Here is a 2,999-nt window from a genome sequence, read left to right as displayed (position 1 = left end):
CCCCCCAGTAGCGGCGAGCGAACGGGGGAGAGGCCAAACCGGCGGGAGCGAGAGCCCCGCCGGGGTCGTGGGGCCAGCCAACACGCTGTGACAAAGGGGCGTGGGAGCGGAACCGGATGGGAAGCCGGGCGGTACAGGGTTAGAGCCCCGTACGCGGACCCGCGCCCCCAGCTGGCTGGTGCCCGAGTACCGCCGGACACGTGAAACCCGGTGGGAAGCAGGGGGGACCACCCTCCAAGCCTAAACACTCTCCAGTGACCGATAGCGCACCAGTACCGTGAGGGAAAGGTGAAAAGCACCCCGGGAGGGGAGTGAAACAGTACCTGAAACCGTGCGCCCACAAGCAGTCGGAGCGCCCCCAGGGGCGTGACGGCGTGCCTTTTGTAGAATGAGCCAGCGAGTTGCGGTGCGTGGCGAGGCTTAGCTAGCAAGCGAGCCGCAGCGACAGCGAGTCTGAACAGGGCGTTCAGTCGCGCGCCGCAGACGCGAAGCCGGGTGAGCTACCCATGGGCAGGCTGAGGCGGGGGTAAGACCCCGTGGAGGGCCGAACCCACTCAGGTTGAAAACTGAGGGGATGACCCGTGGGTAGGGGTGAAAGGCCAATCAAACCCGGAGATATCTCGTTCTCCCCGAAATAGCTTTAGGGCTAGCGTCGCGCGTTATCCGCCGGAGGTAGAGCACCGGACGGGAGCGGGGGCCTCACCGCCTACCAACCCCGACCGAACTCCGAATGCCGGCGGACCGGAGCGCGGCAGTCAGAGCATGTGGGCTAAGCTGTGTGCTCGAGAGGGAAACAGCCCGGACCGCCCGCTAAGGCCCCCAAGTCCATGCTGAGTGGCAAAGGATGTGCGTCTGCCCAGACAACCAGGATGTTGGCTCAGAAGCAGCCACCCATTCAAAGAGTGCGTAACAGCTCACTGGTCGAGTGGACATGCGCCGACAATACACGGGGCTAAGCATGGCGCCGAAGCGGCGGACTAGATTGACGTAGTGGTAGGGGAGCTTCCCGTCCGCGGGGAAGCGAGGGGACGACCCCTCGTGGAGCGGCCGGGAGTGAGAATGCTGGCATGAGTAGCGAGAGGGGCGTGGAAAGCGCCGCCGCCGTAAGCCCAAGGTTTCCAGGGAGACGCTAATCGTCCCTGGGTCAGTCGGGAGCTAAGGCGAGGCCGGGAGGCGTAGCCGATGCACAGCGGGCAGACATTCCCGCACCTCCGCAGCGGAGATCGACCGACGGCGTGACGGAGAAGGGTGGCCGGGCGGGGTTCTGGACGTCCCCGTGATGGCGCGTAGGCCGCAGGGCAGTGAAATGCGCCCCGCGAGTGGCCGAGGCGCCGGACGAAGCACTCTGGCGAAGCCGGTGAGCCCACGCTTCCAAGAAAAGCGCCTAGGGATCCGCGAGGAGCCCGTACCGCAAACCGACACAGGTGGGTGGGTAGAACATACCAAGGCGATCGGGAGAACTATGGCAAAGGAACTCGGCAAAATTGCCCCGTAACTTCGGGAGAAGGGGTGCCGCGGCAGCGTGGAGGGGCTCGCCCCCCGAGCGCGAGGCGGCCACAGCGAAGAGGCCCAAACGACTGTTTACCAAAAACACAGGACTCTGCAAAGCCGTAAGGCGACGCATAGGGTCTGACGCCTGCCCGGTGCCGGAAGGTCACGGGGAGCGGTCATCCCGCGAGGGAGAAGCCGCGAACCCAAGCCCCGGTAAACGGCGGCCGTAACTATAACGGTCCTAAGGTAGCGAAAATCCTTGTCGGGTAAGTTCCGACCTGCACGAAAGGCGCAACGATTTGGGCGCTGTCTCTGCCATAGACCCGGTGAAATTGCACTAGTCGTGAAGATGCGACTTACCCGCGGAAGGACGGAAAGACCCCGTGAACCTTTACTGCAGCTAGGCATTGGCCGCCGGTCCGACGTGTAGAGGATAGGTGGGAGGCCGAGAACCGAGGGCGCCAGCCCCCGGGGAGCCGCCCTTGGAATACCACCCTCGTCGCTCTGGCGTCCTAACCCCTCGCCCTGACCGGGGAGGGGGACCGTGCCTGGTGGGTAGTTTGACTGGGGCGGTCGCCTCCCAAAGAGTAACGGAGGCGCGCGCAAGGTCTGCTCGGGACGGTCGGCAACCGTCCTCATGAGTGCAAGAGCATAAGCAGGCTTGACTGCGAGGCCCACAAGCCGAGCAGGTGGGAAACCAGGCTCTAGTGATCCGGCGGCCCGGCGTGGAACGGCCGTCGCTCAACGGATAAAAGGTACTCCGGGGATAACAGGCTGATCTTCCCCAAGAGTCCACATCGACGGGAAGGTTTGGCACCTCGATGTCGGCTCATCGCATCCTGGGGCTGGAGCAGGTCCCAAGGGTATGGCTGTTCGCCATTCAAAGCGGTACGCGAGCTGGGTTCAGAACGTCGTGAGACAGTTCGGTCCCTATCCTCCGCGGGCGCAGGAAGACTGAGGGAGGCTGCCCCTAGTACGAGAGGACCGGGGTGGACGGACCTCCGGTGCACGGGTCGTCGACCAACGGCGCAGCCCGGTAGCCGCGTCCGGTCTGGATAACCGCTGAAGGCATCTAAGCGGGAAGCCAGTCCCGAGATGAGTCTTCCCTTCGGTAAGGGCCCTCGCAGACCACGAGGTCGATAGGGCGCAGGTGCAAGGCGGGCGACCGCCTCAGCCGAGCGCCACTAATAGCCCGAGCTCTTCCTCTTCCACACCCGGATCGCGCGGTCGAGCGCGGCTTCCCGGGGCGTTGGGCGTCCGAGCGCTGTGCGGCCCTGAGGGCACGGGGGCGCGCCCGTGACAGCAGAATGCCCCTTGTTGGTCAGCGGCCATGGCAGGGGAGGCACACCCGGTCCCGTTCCGAACCCGGAAGTTAAGCCCCCGAGCGCCGATGGTACTGCGGCGGAAGGCCGTGGGAGAGCAGGGCGCCGCTGACCAACAAGGGGCATTTTCGCGCAGAGGGGGGGCCGTCCCGGCATCGGCCGGGGCGGGCCCCCTCTGCTTGCGCG

The 2,999-nt window shown here is 65.4% G+C and carries 2 rRNA genes; both read left to right on the top strand.

Annotation, left to right across the window (positions count from 1 at the left end):
* Nucleotides 1–2,699, top strand: a 23S ribosomal RNA gene (locus EFAMC2_RS02350); the annotation flags it as partial.
* A gap of 112 nt (nt 2,700–2,811) precedes the next feature.
* Nucleotides 2,812–2,927, top strand: a 5S ribosomal RNA gene (gene rrf / locus EFAMC2_RS02345).
* The last annotated feature ends 72 nt before the right edge of the window (nt 2,928–2,999 follow it).

Origin of the sequence: Olsenella uli, from assembly GCF_901212655.1 — a bacterium.
Taxonomy (GTDB): domain Bacteria; phylum Actinomycetota; class Coriobacteriia; order Coriobacteriales; family Atopobiaceae; genus Parolsenella; species Parolsenella uli_A.
Note: the sequence above shows the minus strand (reverse complement) of the source record. Positions and strands in the feature narration are given on the sequence as shown.